Annotated in this window: 14 protein-coding genes and 1 pseudogene; 12 read left to right on the forward strand and 3 right to left on the reverse strand. The window is 64.8% G+C overall.

Translation table 11 applies throughout. From position 1 onward, the window contains the following. Positions 1-3 precede the first annotated feature (3 nt). The 8 genes and pseudogenes from J5474_RS04770 to J5474_RS04805 form a co-directional block, all read left to right on the forward strand. Positions 4-558, forward strand: a complete 555-nt coding sequence (locus J5474_RS04770; RefSeq protein WP_245216240.1) for a TRAP transporter small permease subunit — start codon at positions 4-6, stop codon at positions 556-558. Beyond that, positions 555-1,865 (forward strand): TRAP transporter large permease, encoded by a 1,311-nt coding sequence (locus J5474_RS04775; protein ID WP_209359664.1) that lies wholly within the window; start codon positions 555-557, stop codon positions 1,863-1,865. The genes J5474_RS04770 and J5474_RS04775 overlap by 4 nt, the downstream gene beginning before the upstream one ends. 24 nt (positions 1,866-1,889) lie before the next feature. Further along, positions 1,890-2,417, forward strand: a complete 528-nt coding sequence (locus J5474_RS04780) for an NADPH-dependent FMN reductase (protein ID WP_209359665.1) — start codon at positions 1,890-1,892, stop codon at positions 2,415-2,417. A gap of 40 nt (positions 2,418-2,457) precedes the next feature. After that, a complete protein-coding gene (locus J5474_RS04785; protein WP_209359666.1) occupies positions 2,458-3,309 on the forward strand; it encodes a fumarylacetoacetate hydrolase family protein in 852 nt (283 codons plus the stop codon). A gap of 182 nt (positions 3,310-3,491) precedes the next feature. Beyond that, positions 3,492-4,133, forward strand: a complete 642-nt coding sequence (locus J5474_RS04790) for a hypothetical protein (RefSeq protein ID WP_209359667.1) — start codon at positions 3,492-3,494, stop codon at positions 4,131-4,133. A gap of 276 nt (positions 4,134-4,409) precedes the next feature. Next, on the forward strand, positions 4,410-4,874 hold the full coding sequence (locus J5474_RS04795; protein WP_209359668.1) for a hypothetical protein: 465 nt from the start codon (positions 4,410-4,412) through the stop codon (positions 4,872-4,874). Between the two features lie 187 nt (positions 4,875-5,061). Beyond that, complete coding sequence (locus J5474_RS04800) at positions 5,062-5,646, forward strand: HNH endonuclease (RefSeq protein ID WP_209359669.1); 585 nt, start codon at positions 5,062-5,064, stop codon at positions 5,644-5,646. Between the two features lie 193 nt (positions 5,647-5,839). Next, positions 5,840-7,510, forward strand: a pseudogene (locus tag J5474_RS04805) (methyl-accepting chemotaxis protein); the annotation flags it as partial. A 288-nt stretch (positions 7,511-7,798) separates the two neighbouring features. On the opposite strand, the gene J5474_RS04810 reads toward J5474_RS04805, so the two are convergent. The 3 genes from J5474_RS04810 to J5474_RS04820 form a co-directional block, all read right to left on the reverse strand. After that, complete coding sequence (locus tag J5474_RS04810) at positions 7,799-8,308, reverse strand: bactofilin family protein (protein WP_209359671.1); 510 nt, start codon at positions 8,306-8,308, stop codon at positions 7,799-7,801. Beyond that, positions 8,298-9,605, reverse strand: coding sequence for a DUF5930 domain-containing protein (locus J5474_RS04815; protein WP_209359672.1), 1,308 nt, complete (start codon positions 9,603-9,605; stop codon positions 8,298-8,300). Before J5474_RS04815 ends, J5474_RS04810 begins: the two co-directional genes overlap by 11 nt. A 352-nt stretch (positions 9,606-9,957) precedes the next feature. Next, complete coding sequence (locus J5474_RS04820; RefSeq protein WP_209359673.1) at positions 9,958-10,407, reverse strand: peroxiredoxin; 450 nt, start codon at positions 10,405-10,407, stop codon at positions 9,958-9,960. 71 nt (positions 10,408-10,478) lie between these two features. Here J5474_RS04820 and J5474_RS23100 point away from each other — a divergent pair, with 71 nt between their 5' ends. The 4 genes from J5474_RS23100 to J5474_RS04840 all read left to right on the forward strand — a co-directional run bounded on the left by J5474_RS23100 (position 10,479) and on the right by J5474_RS04840 (position 16,916). After that, positions 10,479-13,748 carry a YhdP family protein gene (locus J5474_RS23100; protein WP_209359674.1) on the forward strand — a complete coding sequence of 1,090 codons (3,270 nt, stop codon included), beginning with the start codon at positions 10,479-10,481 and terminating at the stop codon, positions 13,746-13,748. Between the two features lie 17 nt (positions 13,749-13,765). Beyond that, positions 13,766-14,812 (forward strand): tRNA preQ1(34) S-adenosylmethionine ribosyltransferase-isomerase QueA, encoded by a 1,047-nt coding sequence (gene queA, locus J5474_RS04830; protein WP_209359675.1) that lies wholly within the window; start codon positions 13,766-13,768, stop codon positions 14,810-14,812. 153 nt (positions 14,813-14,965) lie between these two features. Further along, a complete protein-coding gene (locus tag J5474_RS04835) occupies positions 14,966-16,210 on the forward strand; it encodes an MFS transporter (protein WP_209359676.1) in 1,245 nt (414 codons plus the stop codon). A gap of 127 nt (positions 16,211-16,337) precedes the next feature. After that, entirely contained in the window at positions 16,338-16,916 is a 579-nt protein-coding gene (locus tag J5474_RS04840) for a DUF924 family protein (protein ID WP_209359677.1), read from the forward strand. The last annotated feature ends 105 nt before the right edge of the window (positions 16,917-17,021 follow it).

Consider the following 17,021-nt stretch of genomic DNA (forward strand, 5'->3'; position numbering starts at 1 on the left):
GCCTTGGCCGGGCAGATCGAAACAGTCGCCTCCCCCCGTGGGGAGGCGTCCGAGAGCGGGATCGAACGGGTCTGGCGCAGGACCGTCGAGGCCATCGCCGCGCTGGGTACGGTATTGATCGGCGTGCTGATGGTCATCATCTGCGCCGATATCCTCGCGCGGAACCTGATGGGCGCCTCGCTGCCGCTGGTGTCCGAAGGGGGCGCGCTGCTGGTCGTGACCATCGTGGCGTTGCAGCTTGCCGCGACGGTGCGGGCCGGGCGCCTGGCGCGTGCCGAAGTGGTCATCGTGCCGCTCACCGCCCGCTTCCCCCGCGCGGGAGCCATCCTGCAAGGGGTCTTTGACCTCGCGGGCGCGGGGGTGCTGGGTGTCATCGCCTGGGCTTCGATCCGGGTGGTGGAAAAGGACATGGTCGCTGCGGAGTTCATCGGCGTGCCGGGCATCGCGACACTGCCGACCTGGCCGTTCCGGGCACTGATCCTGACCGGCTTTGCCATTGCCGCCATGGAATTCGCTGCGCGCGTGTTTGCGGCCCTGCGCAAGGGTACCGGGCAATGACCCCCTTCGAGATAGGCGCAATTGCCATCACAGTGCTGGTGGTCCTGATCCTGATCGGCATGCCCATCGGGGTGGCGATGCTGTCGGTGTCGCTGGCGGCGGTGGTTCTGACCCGCAACGAAACCGTCGCGGTGCGGATGATGACGCAGGTGGCCAACGACAGCCTCGAGGAATACCTCTTTGCCGTGGTGCCGCTGTTCGTGCTGATGGGGCTGCTGGTGAGCGTGTCCGGGGTGGGCAAGGACACCTTCGACGTCTTCCAGGCGCTGTTGCGGCGGGTGACCGCTGGGCTGGGCGTGGCGACGGTCTTTGCCAATGCGGTTTTCGCCGCGATCACCGGGATTTCCATTGCCTCGGCCACGGTGTTCAGCCGGATCGCGGTGCCGGAGATGCGCCGCCACGGCTACACGCGGCGCTTTGCCACCGGGGTGGTGGCGGGGTCTTCGGTGCTGGGGATGCTGATTCCGCCCTCGCTGCTGATGATCGTCTACGCGGTGCTGGCAGAGCAATCGGTTGGGCGGATGTTCCTTGCCGGGATCGGTCCGGGGCTGTTGCTCGCGCTGGCGTTTACGCTGACGATCCTGCTGCTGGCCGGGACGCGGCCCGATGCGGTTTTCGAAACCGGCGACGCGGCGGAATATACCGATATCGGCCTGCTGGACGTGGTGGTGAAATCCATACCCATCCTCGCGCTGATGATCCTCGTGCTCGGCGGTCTTTACGGCGGGTTCCTGAACCCGACCGAAGCCGGGGCGGCCGGGGCCTTTGGGGCGCTGGTGATCGCGCTCCTGCGCCGCTCGCTCGACCGGGGGACCTTCTGGCGGCTTCTGGTGGAGACCGGGCAGATCACCGTTTCCGTGCTGTTCCTGATCCTCGCCGCGACATTCTTCAGCCGGATGCTGGCGCTGTCTGGCGTCCCGCGCGTGTTGGCGGACGTGTTCCTCACGGGCGGGGTCGGTCCCTACGGGTTCCTGCTGGCCTATATCCTTCTGATCGTGGCGCTGGGGTGCCTGATCGACTCCATCTCGATCATGCTGATCGTCCTGCCCATCGCCCTGCCGGTGGCGGAGGCTGCGGGGCTCGACCTGATCTGGTTCGGCGTGATCACCGTGATCGCGGTAGAGATCGGGCTGCTGACGCCGCCCTTCGGGCTGTCGGTCTACACGATCAAATCTGCCATGGACGATCCCGACCTGAAGGTCGGAGAGATCTTTCGCGGCGCCGTGCCCTTCATCCTCGCGATGCTGGCGACACTCGCCGTCATCGTCCTGTTTCCCGCTACGGCCACCTGGCTGGCCCGTCTCTGACCCCAAATTCTGCAAAGGACTCCCATGCCCGAAATCCTGATCGTCCCCGGAAGCCTGCGCGAGGCTTCGTCCTCCCGCGCCACCGCCCGCACCCTGGCCGAGCAGCTGAAAGGCCGCGCTGCCTGCACGACCGCCGACGTGGGAAAGCTGCCGCATTACAACGCAGACATCACCGATGATCCGGAGGTTGCGGCCTTTGTCGCGCAGGTCGGCGCGGCGGACGGGGTGATCTTTGTCACGCCGGAGTACAACTACTCGGTGCCCGGCGTGTTGAAGAACGCCATCGACTGGGCGTCGCGCCCGGCCTACGCCTCGGTCTTCAGGCACAAGCCCTGTTTTGTCGTCAGCACCTCGGGCGGCGCGCTGGGCGGGGTGCGGGCGCAGGCGCATCTGAAGTACATCCTGAACGGGATGCTCGCCCGCGTGTATGCGGCAAAGGAAGTCGTCATCGCGCAGGCCAACGCCAAGGTTTCCGAAGGGATGCTGACCGATGAGGGCACCATCGCCTTCGCCCTTGCCGAGATCGGCCCCTTCGTCGACAGTCTCGGCTGATTTCGCCCCACGGAACCCTCAGGACATACGGAACGACCCCATGCGCCTAGTCAGCTTTATCCGACCCGATGGAACGCCCTCCTATGGCACGGCGGTCGCGGACACCGTGCTCGATGCCGGTGCCGTGCTGTCGCCGAAATATCCCGATCTGAAGGCTGTCCTGGCGGGTGGCGCAATGTCCGCGCTGGAGGGAGCGGGCGCGGCGCTGCCGCTGGCGGACGTTACCCTCCTGCCGCCGGTGCCGAACCCCGAAAAGATCCTCTGTATCGGTCTGAACTACTTGCCGCACATTCTCGAATCCGGCCGGCCGCACCCGGAATACCCGTCGATCTTTACCCGTTACCCGTCGTCCGTGGTAGGCCACGGCGTCCCGATCGAACGCCCGCGCGCCAGCCGCGAATTCGACTACGAGGGCGAACTGGCGCTGGTGATCGGCAAGGACGGCCGCCATATCGCGGAAGCCGACGCATGGGATCACGTCGCGGGCTACTCGTGCTTCAACGAAGGCTCCGTCCGCGACTACCAGAACCACACCACGCAGTTCTGGCCGGGCAAGAGCTTTGAACGCTCCGGGTCGATGGGGCCGTGGCTGGTCACGCCGGACGAAACCGGCGATATCCGCGAAAAGACCCTGACCACGCGGGTCAATGGCACTGTCGAGCAGCACGCGCCGATCTCGGATCTTGCCATCGGCATCCCCGAGATCATCGCCTATGCCTCCACCGTGCTCACGCTCAGGGCAGGCGATATAATCGTGACCGGCACGCCCGGCGGCGTGGGCCGCTACCGCACGCCACAGTTGTTTCTTGAGCCGGGCATGACGGTGGAGGTCGAAATCGGTGGGATCGGGGTTCTGCGCAACGCGGTGGTGGACGAGGCGCCGCTGCCCTGACAGATTGCGGCGCTCCGGGGGGCACAGTACGCAGATGCCCCTCGCTCCGGCACGAAGGCCCGGATGGTGCGACACGCTCAGGCGATCGCCGGCGGAAGCTTGCGCAGGACAACGCGCGCGGGCTTGCCAAGTCACGCGCGCCTGATACCTGTCGGCATAACAAGTGGGACAGGAGGTTCCCGATGCTGAGCAGGTTCTTTACGGCAATGTTGATAATGGCCGCAGCGCCAGTCTGGGCGGAAGGGCCGGGCGTCTGCGCCTACAAGCCTTCCGCGCTGGCCGGCGTGGCTGCGGAGAAGGCCTCCGGTGCCCTGACGGGCGCTGGGGCGGTGGCCAGGGCTGGCGCCGAAGCCGGGGCCAGGGCGGCCGGCAACTGGATGCTGATGCACCCGGGTCAGACCGTGACGCTGGCCTCATCCGCTGCGGGCACCGCCACAAGCGCGGCGACCGGCGCGGCAACCGGCGCGACGGGCCTCGCCGCGACGGTCACGGCGGTGGTGACGGCGCCCGTGACGTTGGTGGTGGGGGCGGTTACTTTCGCTGCGGCGGGCAGCTACGAAGGGTTGTGTTATTTTCAGGTGGAACGGGTGACCGACCCCGCCGAGGTGCGTGCCATCATCGACAGTATCAGCCAGAGCGATCCGCTGGTCTGGACCCGCAACACCGACAAGGGGCCGGTGATGGTTCTGGCCGGACCGAAGGGCGAGACGGTCTATCCCATCAAGAAACTCTATATCGCCGACGGCGTGCTGAAGGTGCGCGACTGGGGGCTGAACACCACGCTGGGCCCGGTGGCCTACGTGGAGCCGGAGGCGGGTCGTTAGGCCGGGACGAAGCACGTACCGCAAGAGGGCATCACAGGAGCAAAACCTGTTGTGTATTTGCGAAAGAGGAGCGTAGCATCAAGTCATTACATTTCGGAGTGATTGCTATGGCGCGTATTATCCTTTCCCTCACGGTTATTTCCGTTTTTTTGAGGGGCGATTGCGCTTGAAGCCAGCGCTGGCGGGTTTGATTGCAAACCATCCAAACTCGCCGGTGCCGCAGCCAGTTCGGCAGCCGCGGCTTTGGGGGGCTCCGTCGCAGCTACAGGTGTCGGCATGCAGGTGGCGGGGTACTACACTCTGGTGCATGCGAGTTCGGGCCTCACGATGCTGGCATCCACAGCAGCTGGCGCGTCGGCGGCGGGAACGACCGGGATCATTGCGGGGACAAGCGGGGCGGTCGGCGGCGCGGCTGCGGTGCTTATGGCACCCGCGACCGTGATCGCGGGCGCGCTGGCGGCTGTTGGGGTTGGTGGATACGAAGGTGTCTGCTGGTTCTATGTCGACCGGATCACTGATCAAAATGAAGTAAACCAAATTGTCGAAAGCATCGCCTCGCGCGATCCTTATGTGACGATCGAGGGTTGGGGTGACAAGCGGTCAATGGTTATTCGGGAGGGCGACAATGTTGACTCCTACCGGATGAACAAACTCTACATCGCCGACGGGATGTTGAAGCACCGAAGCTGGGGGCCAAATCCCAATATCGGCTCGGTCCTGTTTCAGTCGGGGGATGAGTAGAAGCCCACGCAATCCGGGCTGCCCGTCACACGGGCATTACATTGGGGGGCTAGACCTGCCGGTGACCACTTCATCTTGTAAAGCTTGCCTGAGGTCAAACGCGAGATATAGTGGTGGATAGCTGGGGCGGGTCGTCCCGCTCCGGTGTATCGGGAACGAACAGACGGAGCGGAGGACGAGTCCCGCCATGGATGGCGAATTCAGAACCAATTTCGTGCGGGAGCCGGGCGCATTGAAACATCATCCGGCACTTGTGCTGAACGCCGACTACCGGCCCTTGTCCTATTACCCGCTCAGTCTCTGGACGTGGCAGGAGGCGATCAAGGCCAAGTTTCTCGACAGGGTCGACATCGTGGCCGAGTACGACGAGGTCGTGCGAAGCCCGAGCATGACGCTGAGAATTCCCAGTGTCGTCGTCCTCAAAGATTTCGTAAAACCCCAGAAGCGCGTGGCATTCACGCGCTTCAATCTTTTTCTGAGGGACGAATTCCGCTGCCAGTACTGCGGTACGAAGTCCGAGCTGACCTTTGACCACGTGGTGCCACGTGCAAAGGGCGGCATCACCAGCTGGGAAAACGTGGTCGCGGCTTGCGCGCCGTGCAATCTGCGCAAGGGGTCGCGTAGCCTGCGGCATTCGGGGCTTTCGCTGCGCAAGGTGCCGCGGCAGCCCACCGCGGCGGAGCTTCTGAACATGGGGCGGCGCTTTCCGCCCAACCTCCTGCACGAAAGTTGGATGGATTTTCTGTATTGGGATGCCGAGCTGGAGGCCTGAATGCGCGGCTCTTAAAGGGCGCTTAATGGACTGACAGGTATGGCAGGGCGACCTTTCTGACGGAGATCGCTATATGTCGACCCTGTTCCGGGTTCCCGCACGCATAGCCGTGCTGGGGGCCATCGCCATCCTCATTATGGCCGCTCTGTCGGTCGGCCTTTACGAAAAGGCGCGCGGCAACGCCTATGCCATGCGTACGCTCGAAATGCAGAACCTGACGGAAAGCATCGTCACCGTGCTGGCAGATCTTCAGGCGCGGGTCGATGCCGGGGAACTGACACCGGAGGCGGCGCGGTCGGAAGGCCGCCGCGCGGTGGAGGCTGCCCGCTTTGGCGAGAGCGGCTATTTCTTCGCCTTCGATTTCGAGGGCGTTTACTTCGCTCATCCCACCCGACCCGATTTTGTCGGTGAGTCGCAGATCGGGTTCAAGGATGCCAATGGCGTCCCCGTGGTTGCGGAGTTCGTCCGCATCGCCCGCGAAGAGGGCCACGGGCTCCTGCGCTATCATTTCACGAAGCCGAATTCGGACGCCCAGTTTCTCAAGTTGGGTTATGTCAATGTCTATGACGGCTGGAACTGGATCATCGGGACCGGAACCTACGTCGACGATATCGAGGCCGATCTCGCCGCCATGCGGCAGCTGATGATCGGTGCCACAATCGGCGCGGCGCTGATCATGGCGTTGGCGGTGGCGGCGGTCGCACGCGGGATCACGCGTCCCCTGGGACGGCTGCGCGCCCGGCTGGAGCACTTGACTGAGGCGGAATTCGGCGAACCGGTGAGCGATACCGGCAACCGCAGCGAGTTGGGCGACATGGCGCGGAGCCTTGAGGTGCTGCGCAAGACCTTGTCCGACAACGCCGCGCGGGAGGCGGCGGAGGCACGCCATTTCGAACAGCGACGCAGGGTCGTGGACGTGCTGCAGGACAGCCTCGCAAACCTCGCGAAGGGTGACCTGACCTGCGCCATCGACAACGCCTTTCCGCAGGAGTTCGAAAGCGTCAGGGGCGACTTCAACACTGCCCTGATGCGTATCCGCGAAGTGATCGGGGAGATGCGCCAATCCATTGACACTATCTCGCGCGAGACGGAAGGACAGGAACGCTCCAGCCACCAACTGAGCCAGCGGACGGAAAACCAGGCCGCCGCGCTGGAAGAGACCACCGCCGCGCTGCAGGAACTGTCGGATGCGGTAAAGCTGACTCAGACCAAGATGGGGGAGGCCTTTGACATGGCGGTTTCCTCACGCGAGATGAGCGGCGAAGGGCAGGAAGTCGTTCGGCGCACGGCGGATTCCATGGACGAGATCCGCGCCCAGTCGCAGAAGATTTCCGGCATCACCGGGCTGATCGACGATATTGCCTTCCAGACCAATCTGCTTGCGCTGAATGCCGGGATCGAAGCCGCCCGCGCCGGACAGGCGGGACGTGGTTTCGCCGTGGTGGCGGAAGAGGTGCGCAGCCTCGCGGTGGAAAGCTCGCGGGCGGCCAAGGAGATCTCGGGCCTGATTGCGCACTCGACAAAGCTGGTGGACCAAGGTGCCGACCTCGCCCTGTCTTCGGGCAATGCGTTGGAGAAAATCGCCGGGAACGTGCAGAACCTTGCGCAGACCATCGGTACGATCCGCGACTCCACGAACGAGCAGGCGCAGGGCATCTCCGAGGTTGCGACTGCAGCACGATCGCTGGACGAAGTGACGCAGCGAAATGCCGGGATGATCATGGAGAACACCGCCGCCATCCAGCGGCTGCGGCAGATCTCTCGAGGGCTGGAAAGCGCGGTGGGCCGTTTCATCGTCGAAGGAGGCAGCACGTCGACGCGCAGGGCGAAGGTCAGAGCAGAAAAACAGCAGGACGCGGCCTGAAGTCCGAGTGTCCTGTTCCGCTATCCGAGGGCGTTGTTCGCCCGTATCGCTGGCGGACCGGTCGGACGGCTCCGAAACCGTTGCCCAAAGTGTAATGGTCAAGCGCTGTTGGTTCCTCCGCTTTCCTGAAGGGGATAGTCGGGCCAGGGGCAGGTACTGAAATCCCGCAGGGCGCCTGTGAAGCTTATGACATGCCCATGGGCACCGGCCCCACGACACTCCAAAGCCGCCCTGCGGGGCGGCTTTGTTAGTTTGATGCCGGTTCTTCAGCCCTGCTTTATGGGGGACTCAGCCCTGCGGCTGCTGCTGCGGCGCGGCGGCGGCGGGGGCCTGGCCCGGGGCCGGGCGCGTCTTTCCGCCGTTGAGCGGATCGTCCTGGCGCTGCACGGAGCCTTCGAAATGCGCGCCTGACTCGATCGCGATGGTCTTGTGAATGATGTCGCCTTCGACCCGCGCGGTGGCGGTCAGGCGGACCTTCAGACCGCGGACGCGGCCGACGATGCGCCCGTTCACCACCACATCGTCCGCGATGACCTCGCCCTTTATCGTCGCACTTTCACCGATGGTCAGCAGATGGGCGCGGATGTCGCCCTCCACAGTGCCTTCGACCTGGATGTCGCCGGTGGTCTTGATGTTGCCGGTCACGTGCAGGTCGGCCGATAGAATGGACGCGGGCGGCTTTGCCTTGGGCGCGGTGGCCTTGAAATCGCCTGCGGACTGTTTCGGAGATTCGGGAATGCTCGGCTTCGCGGCGTCGGCCGCGGGGCCAGGTTCATTGATTTTGCTCTTAGAAAACATCGTTCGCAGCCTTGATATAGATCATGGGATTGACGGGGTTGCCGCCGACGCGGACCTCGTAGTGCAGATGGGTCCCGGTCGACCGTCCGGTGTTCCCCATATCACCGATACGGCCACCGCGCGAGACCCTTTGACCGACCTTGACTCGAATTTTCGACATATGCGCATAGCGCGTTTCGATACCGAACTCGTGCTGGATCTTCACCAGGCGCCCGTAACCGGAGGACCAGCCCGCGTGAACCACGGTGCCATCTGCCGTGGCGTAAATCGGCGTGCCGTGCGGCGCTGCGAAATCGGTGCCCGCATGCAGGCGGCCCCAGCGGTAGCCGAACCCGCTGGTGAAGCGGAAAGGGTCCTTCAAGGGTGAGGCGAAGGGAGCCTTTTGCGCGGCGATCCGGTAGAGGTTCAGCCGGTCCATCTGGTCGAGGATGCGGTTGGCGCGCTTTGTATCGCCGGAGGGGTCGTCGCCACGGGTGGAGAAGGACAGGGGGGTCAGTGGGCCGCCCTGGCCGGAGTAGCCCTTGCGCACCTGTGCGAGGATACGGTCGGGGTCCATGCCGGCCTTCTCGAACATCTTGTCGAGCGGCTTGACCGAAACCGTCATGGCGTCCTCGAGCTGCCGGAAGATCGTGTCGTTCTTGTCCTGCATCTGCTCGATTTCGGCCTGCATTTCCGCGGCGCGAACCAGCGCGGCCTGTGCGTCGGCGACCACTTGATCGCGTTCGGCGGCGGTCTTGGCCAGCGCATCGGAGAGGATATCGAGCGTGCTGTCGTCACCGGCGGCGGCCAGCGCCGCGCCACCACCCTCGACCTGCTCCTGCAGGGCGGTAAGCCGGTCGGTGATTTCCTCACGCGCCTTCATCGTGTCGCGCAGTGTTGTCTGGATGACATCGATACCGGTCTCCAGTTCGCGGCGCCGGGTCTCGGACTCCAGCAGTTCGGTCTGCATGGAGGAGATCTGCTTCAGCGCGGCGTTGAACCGGTTCTGTGCCGCCAGCGCCTCGCCCGCGCGGTTGTCGCGCTCGCGGGACAGTGCATTGAGGCGCTGCTGGTAAGTGATCTGTTCGCGCTTGGCCTGTTCGCGGAAGTTTCCCGCGCCGATGGAATCCATCAACAGGATCGCGGTCGCGATGGTGGTCCAGGAAATCACGAGAACCGCGCCGGTAAAGGCGATGGCCTGTGTCCCCGACTTCAGCCGGATGAACCGGGTGTCAGTGTCAGACCTGAGAAAGAGCCGGCGTTCCGGAAAGAACCGCTCGAGAATTGCATGTGTCTTGATCGCCAGACGTGTACGCACCTGACCGTCCCTTGTTGTCCCCATCGAAGCTGAAGGTCCCCCAACCCGGCCTCAGTCAAAGGGCTTAAAGGCGGAGGACAGAGGGCGCAACGTTTTTGGGCGACGCCAAAGCATCCACAGGCGGGTTGTGGCTAAACCGGCGAGATTTCGCCGATATGCAGGGGATTCAAGGGGTTCGGTCGGGCGAAGCGGAAGGGGGGCGTGGCCCCTTCCGGGATCGTGGGCAGGGTCGGGCATGCCAGGCGCGGCCTGGAGAGTTCTCCGCGCGCCGCCCCCCTCAACACCCGCGCGCCGTACGAGAAGCGGTTCAGGGGCCTGCAGGAGGCCTGTGGCGAGAAAAATCGCGCACCGCTCAGAGGGCCCGCGCCGCTTCCAGCACCTCTTCGGCGTGGCCGGGCACCTTAACCTTGCGCCATTCCCGCAGGATGGTGCCATCGGCGCCCACGAGGAAGGTCGAGCGTTCGATCCCCATGAATTTCTTGCCATACATGGATTTTTCCTTCCATACGCCGAAACGCTCCGACAGGTCGCCCGCTTCGTCGGAGATCAGCGGCACTGTCAGGTTTTTCTTCGCCATGAACTTTTCGTGGCTGGCGATGGAATCCTTCGATACGCCGAAGACCTTCACGCCCGCCGCCTCGAACTCGGGCAGAAGCGCCGTGAATGCCTCGTTCTCTTTCGTGCAACCGGATGTGTCGTCGCGCGGATAGAAGAACAGCACGTAGGGTTCGCCCGCCAGCGCGGCAGAGGAGGCTTCGCCACTGGTTGACGGAAGCGTGAAGGTGGGGGCCTGTTCGGTCATGCGTGTAACCTTTCGTGAATCGGTCTATGGTCGTTGGACCCGGACAATAAGGCATCAGGCGCGGGCTTCCAGTGAGCGACGAGCAGACGGCAAAGATCAGACCGAAGGGGCGCAGACGGCGCCGGGCATTGCTGTGGACGCTCGGGCTTCTTCTCGGGCTGGTGGCGGCGCTCGGGGCGGCGCTTTGGGCGATGGTCGGGCGCGAGGTGGCGGCGCCGGTCTGGCTCCGGCACGAGATCGAGGCGCGCATCGCCGCCGCCGCGCCGGGAATCAAGGTCAGTTTCGGCCGCATGAGCCTGCTTCTGCAGAAGTCGGGATTGGCGCGGGTGATCCTCTGGGACGTCACGTTGCGCAACGATCAGGGCGTGCTGGTGGCGCAGCTCAACGATATCGAGGCGGGGATTGCGGCGGTCTCCTTGCTCAGGCGTGAATGGCAGCTGCGCGAGGCGCAGGTTTCCGGCGCATTCGTCACTCTGCAGCGCGATGAACGCGGGCGGCTCGGGCTGGCGCTGGGGGATGCCTTTGCCGCGGGAACGCAAGTGCCGGACATTGCCCAGATGGTGGCGCAGGTGGACGCACTGGCGCAGGACCCGCGATTGGCAAAGCTCGACCGTTTCGAGGCGGACGCCCTGACGCTGCGCTACGAGGACCTGCGGGCGCGGCGTGGCTGGACGGCGGACGGCGGCCGCTTGCTGCTGGCACGGGAAGATGGCCATCTGGCACTGTCTGGCGACGTGGCGCTGTTGTCGGGTGGCGACGGGGTGGCCACGGTCGAAGTCGAGGCCTCCAGCGCAATCGGGGATAACGCGTTCGATTTCGGGGTCATGCTGCATGATTTTGCCTCCGAGGATATCGCCACGCAAAGCCCGGCACTGGCGTGGCTCGCGGCGCTCGATGCGCCGATCTCGGGGACCCTCAGCTCCCAGTTGATGGCAGAGGGAACGTTGGGCGTGCTGCAGGCTTCGCTGGATATCGGACGCGGCGTGTTGCAACCGCACAAGGCGGCAAAGCCGCTCCGCTTCAACCACGCGCGCACGGCGTTCAGCTATGACCCGGAAGCGGGCGTGATCCGCTTTGGCGAGATCAGTCTGGACGCGCCGCTCCTGAACATTCGGGCCGAAGGCGTGACGCAGCTGGAAATGGCGCCGGGCGGCTGGCCCGAAGGTCTGACGGGGCAGTTCAGGCTTTCGGATTTGACGCTGGCGCAGGACACGGTGCTGGACCGCGAGATTGCCCTGAGTGGCGCGGATGTGGCGGTCCGCCTCGGGCTCAGGCCGTTCCGGGTGGACATAGGCTCCCTGCAGGTGACCGATCCGGACTTCCCGGTCGCGGCAAAAGGCAGCTTCGAGGCGGGCGAGGGCGGCTGGCGCGTCGCTCTCGACATGACGGCAGAGGAGACGACGCCCGCGCAGGTCATGGCATACTGGCCGGACCGGCTGGTGCCGCGGACGCGCGACTGGGTGGCGCGGGCGATCGCGGGGGGCACGATCCGGAACGTGGTTTTTGCCCTGCGCGCGCGGCAGGGCGAGCCGAAACCGATGACCTATTTTGACCTGAACTTTGCCGACGCGCGGGTGGCCTATGCGCCGAACCTGCCGGCGATTTCGGGCGGCGCCGGGCGTCTGACGATCTATGACCAGCGGCTGGGGCTGCGGGTGGATCGCGGGCAGGTGGACATGGGGGAGGCCGGGGTTGTGCGGCTGGACGGGTCGGAGTTCGTCATCCCCGACCTGAAGCAGAAGCCCGCCACCGGGGAATTGCGCCTGGAGGCGGAGGGGCCGCTGGGCGCGGCTCTGGCCTATGTGGATAACGACCAGTGGCGGGTGCTGCGCAAGGTCGGCAAGGACGCAGGGCTGGCGACCGGACAAGCGGTGCTTTCGGGCCGGGTGACGTTGCCGTTGGCGGATAACATCACGTTCGACGACGTCACGCTGGCGCTGAATGGCCGCGCGGAGGGCGTCGAGAGCCGCGAGGCGGTGCCGGGCAAGGTGCTGACCTCCGGCGCGCTGGACATCACGCTTGAGAACCGGCGGCTGGAGATATCCGGGCCGGTTGATATGTCCGGGGTGCCTGCGGAGGGTGCCTTTGTCCAACCGCTCGACGGGGGCGCGGCCCAGGTGGTGGCCGATGTGGAAATAACGCCAAAGAGCCTGGCTGCGCTGGGTGTAAGGCTGCCCGACGGCATGGTGCGCGGCAAGGGGCGCGGGCGCCTGCGGATCGACCTGCCGAAGGATGGAACGCCGCGTTTTGCGGTGGAAAGCGACCTCGCGGGGCTGGGCCTTGCGGTGCCGCAGATCGGCTGGGCGCTGGGGCCGAAGTCAAAGGGCAAGTTCACCGTAAAAGGAAGGCTGGGCAAGGAGATCACGGTCGAGGACATGACCCTGAGCGGCGGCGGTCTGCGCGCGCAGGGCCGGGTGGCGCTGACGCGCGGCGCCTTCGACCGGCTTGAGCTGGACCGGCTGGAGGTCGGCGACTGGCTGGATATTTCCGGGCGCCTGCGCGGGCGCGGACAGGCTGCCCCGGCGGTGGAAATCGCAGGCGGGCGCATCGATCTGCGCGGCGCGCCCTTTGGGCAGGGCGCGGGGGGCAACGGCGACGGCGCACCGCTGTCGCTGACACTGGACAGCCTGCGGGTGACAGACAATATCGAGTTGCGCCGTTTCAGGGGCAACTTCGACACCGCGCGCGGGCTGGAGGGGCGCTTTGATGGCGTGCTGGGCGGCACGACGCCGGTGCAGGGGGAGGTGATCCCGCAGCGGGGCGGCAGCGCCTTTCGCATTACCGGGGAGGACGCGGGCGACATCCTGAAGGCGGCGAACCTGCTGAAGACGGTGCAGGACGGCAGGTTCCGGCTGGACCTCGCGCCGGTGGCGGGCAAGGCGGGCACATTCGACGGTCACATGGCAATTCAGGGCGCGCGGATGCAGAAGATGCCCGCGATTGCCTCTTTGCTGGACGCGATTTCGGTTGTTGGCATTCTTGATCAGCTGAACGGTCCGGGGATATTCTTTTCCGAAGTGGAGGCGAAGTTCCGCATGACTCCCAACCGGGTGATCGTGACCGAAAGCAGTGCGGTGGGGCCGTCGATGGGGATCTCGCTTGACGGGTATTACGATCTGATCAGCGGGGCGATGGATTTCCAGGGCGTGATTTCCCCGATCTACGTGCTGAATGCGGTGGGACGGCTGTTCGCTCGGAAAGGCGAGGGGCTGATCGGCTTCAACTTCAACCTGCGCGGCACGGTGGGGGAGCCGAAGGTTTCAGTGAACCCGCTTTCGGCCTTGACCCCCGGCATGTTCCGCGACATTTTCCGCCGTCCGCCGCCTAGGCTTTCGCAATAAACACAAGGGGTTGTTCCGTGCGTCTGAGCGATTTCGATTTCGACCTGCCGGAACGGCTGATTGCCACGCGGCCAGCAAAGCCGCGCTCTTCGGCGCGGCTGCTGGTGGCGCAGGGCGATGCGATCACGGATGCGCGGGTCTCTGACCTCGTGGACTGGCTGCACCCCGGCGATCGGCTGGTCCTGAACGATACAAAGGTGATCCCGGCGCGGCTTTCAGGCGTGCGCAGGCGGACCGGCGCTGCGGGGGAGACTGCGGCTTCCATCGAAGTGACGCTCCTGGAACCCCGCGCAGATGGCTGCTGGACGGCGCTGCTGAAGCCGTTGAAGAAGATGCGCGAGGGCGAGGTGGTGCATTTCTCCGATGCGCTTTCGGCCGAACTCGTGGCGAAGGAAGACGGACAGGGCGTTCTGCGCTTCAACCTCTCGGGCGAGGATTTCGACGCGGCGCTGAACGCCGCCGGGGCCATGCCGCTGCCGCCCTATATCGCGGCGAAGCGCGCGGCGGACGATCAGGACCGCGAGGATTACCAGACGGTCTGGGCCCGGAATACGGGCGCGGTGGCGGCGCCGACGGCTTCGCTGCATTTCGATGCGCCGCTGCTGAAACGGCTGGCGGCGAAGGGTGTGACGTTCACCCATGTCACCCTGCACGTTGGCGCAGGCACCTTCCTGCCGGTCAAGGTCGAAGACGTGACCAGCCACCGGATGCACGGTGAATGGGGGCATGTATCGGCAGAGGCGGCGGAAGAAATCGCCGCGACAAAGGCGGCGGGCGGCCGGGTGATCCCGGTGGGCACCACGGCGCTGCGCCTGATCGAGACGGCGGCGCGGGGTGGCGCCATCGCGCCCTTCGAGGGGGTTACCGATATCTTCATTTATCCGGGCTTCGACTTCCGCGTGACGGATGCGCTGATGACCAACTTCCATCTGCCGAAGTCGACGCTGATGATGCTGGTCGCCGCGCTCATGGGGCAGGACCGTATCCGTCGGATCTACGACCACGCGGTGACGGAGGGATACCGATTCTTTTCCTACGGTGATGCGTCGCTGCTGTTGCCCTGACTCCCGTGCGATTTCGGCCCGGATGGGCGGGGAATGGCGCAAACCGAAGAGAATGGTCGCCCTTGGGCATGGAATCGTGACATGGGCCGCCTAGGTGGGAGGGCTGTAAGACAAGGCGGCCCACAAAGGGCGCAGAAGGACTGAGGACGAGCGATGCTGAACGTGTTGGGCAATTCATGGGCGCTGCTGCTGGGCATGCTGCTCCTGATGATGGGCAACGGCCTGCAAGGGTCTTTGCTGGGCGTGCGCGGCGCGGAGAACGGCTTTTCCGCGATGTCCATGTCGATCGTGATGTCGGCGTATTTCGCAGGTTTCCTGTTCGCTTCGCGCATGGCGCCGGAAATGATCCGGCGTGTGGGGCACGTGCGGGTCTTTGCGGCGTTGGGGTCGTTCATCTCGGCGGTGCTGATCCTGTTCCCGGCACTGCAGCATCCGGTGACCTGGACCCTGGGGCGTCTGGTTCTGGGCTTCTGTTTCTGCGGCGTCTACGTCACGGCGGAAAGCTGGCTGAACAATACCGCCACGAACGAGAACCGGGGCAAGACACTGTCGGCTTACATGATCGTTCAAATGATGGGAATCATCGCCGCGCAGGCGCTGCTGGTGGTGCCGGACCCCTCGGGCTTCCTGCTGTTCGTCATACCCAGCGTGCTTATTTCCATCTCGTTCGCGCCAATTCTGCTGTCGATTTCACCGACACCGGCTTTTGATACCACCAAGCGGATGACCCTGAAGGAGCTCTACGCGATCTCGCCGCTGGGGATGGTCGGCATCTTCCTGCTGGGGTCGGTCTTTGCCGCGCAGTTCGGCATGGCGGCGGTCTACGCGACGCAGGCGGGAATGAAGCTGGGTCAGATCTCCATCTTCATCGCGAGCTTTTACGTGGGCGCACTGGTCATGCAGTACCCGCTGGGTTGGATCAGCGACCGGGTGGACCGGCGCGGCCTGATCATGGCGGTGGCGGCCCTGGGTGGCGCCGGAGCGGTTTTCGCGTGGATCGCGGACAGCTACTGGATGATCGTGGGCATGGCTTTCGTCGTAGGAGGTTTCTCCAACCCATTGTATTCGTTGCTGATCGCCTACACCAATGATTTCATGGAGGCCGAGGACATGGCCGCCGCCTCTGCCGGGCTGCTGTTTGTCAACGGGGTGGGGGCCATCGCGGGTCCGCTGTTCATCGGCTGGGTGATGCAGTCCTTTGGGGCCCAGGCCTTCTGGGGCCTGATCGCGACGCTGCTGCTGGCGTTGGCCGCCTATGCGGGCTACCGCATGACCGTCCGCAAGGCGCCGCGCCCCGAGGATACCGGCAGCTATGCGCCCGTGTCGCCGCAGGCGTCTCTGGTGGCGGTGGATATCGCGCAAGATTATTTCATCGACCACCAGGAGGACGAAGAATAATTACCTATCGTGACTTGAATGTTTGACAGATTCTGACAAGAATCGTGATTAGGCAATGCGTTGGGTGCCTGTGTAACAGTTTGAATACGCACCTGAAGGCGTGAGCAGGACCATCGAGGAGGTAGTTATGGTGGGGCCGGAAGACATACTCTCGTTCTGGTTGGACGAGGTCGGGCCGGATGGCTGGTACGCACAGGATGACGCGCTGGACGCGCGGATCCGCGACCGCTTTCTGACCAGCTGGGAAGCCTTGATGGAGGGAAGCTACAGCCTGTGGTTGACCTATCCCTCGGGCGTGCTGGCCTACGTGATCCTCGCCGACCAGTTGCCGCGCAACATGTTCCGGGGGGACGGGCGGGCCTTTGCCTCCGACGGGGTTGCGCTTGCGGCGGCAAAACAGGCGATCCACCGCGGCTGGGACGTGAAGATCGACGACCCCGCACGGCAGTTCTTCTATCTGCCCTTGATGCATTCGGAGAACCTTTGCGACCAGGATCGCTGTGTGCGCCTGATGAAGGAGCGGATGCCGGAGCGCGAAAACAATCTGCTGCACGCGCGTGCGCATCGCGAGGTGATCCGCCAGTTCGGTCGTTTTCCCTATCGCAACGATGCGCTCGAGCGGAAGACCACGGCCGCGGAGGCCGGTTACATGGCCGATGGCGGCTACGGTGCGACCCTGCGCGGGATGATGGCGCAGGCGGCCTGAACAGGCAGCCTGACCGGAACGTCACACGATGCAAGGGGCGGGGTTCACCCCGCCCCTTGGCGTTTCGGGGCAGGCCTTGTGCGAAGGGATCCAGCCGCGGTGAAT

This window comes from Sagittula salina (assembly GCF_017813235.1).
GTDB lineage: Bacteria > Pseudomonadota > Alphaproteobacteria > Rhodobacterales > Rhodobacteraceae > Sagittula > Sagittula salina.